Source organism: Nocardia vaccinii NBRC 15922 (assembly GCF_001613305.1).
Taxonomy (GTDB): domain Bacteria; phylum Actinomycetota; class Actinomycetes; order Mycobacteriales; family Mycobacteriaceae; genus Nocardia; species Nocardia vaccinii.
Map to the genome: position 1 here is coordinate 1 of NZ_BDCC01000048.1, position 549 is coordinate 549.

General features: G+C 67.4%; 1 pseudogene. It reads right to left on the bottom strand.

The features are described 5' to 3' along the window. Positions 1 to 201: 201 nt before the first annotated feature. Positions 202 to 549: pseudogene (locus NV1_RS44660) on the bottom strand (hypothetical protein); the annotation flags it as partial.

The window sequence follows — 549 nt, forward strand, 5'->3', positions numbered from 1 at the left end:
TTGGCATAGTCCTGACCGTGGTCGAACCAGGAGCGACGATCGAGCGGTCCCGGTATCCGGGCAATGGTGGACGCGGACACCGGCTCTGGACCGGGGCAACCAGACGCATCCACCAGGCTCGACTACCGGCGCCCCGCTGCACGAGGACACGGCCACCGGAAGGATCCGATCTCGTCGACCCGAGCGGAGGCCGGGTCGGTATCACCGGATGTGTGCGGTGTAGCACAGGCCGGTGGCGGGCAGGACGACACCGTCGGAGCGTTCCAGTGGTCGGAGGGTCGTGGCGATTGCCTTGTGTGCGTGCGCTCGGGTGTCCGGATCCAGATCGCGCACGAGTGAGCGCAAACTGCCCGCCATGAGGAACTCCGCGGCGTCGTCCGCGTCGCGGCCCGCCGTTGTGCGTGAATCGAACGTCGTTGCCCGCACGTCATGAAAACCGCTGTGCTGTAGAAGATTCTGCACCCATCGAGGGTCGGCGAACAGTGTGACCCCGGGCTCGGACTCGGTCACGGTGGCGCCGGGGGCGAGCTGTGCCAGCACGGCCAGGAT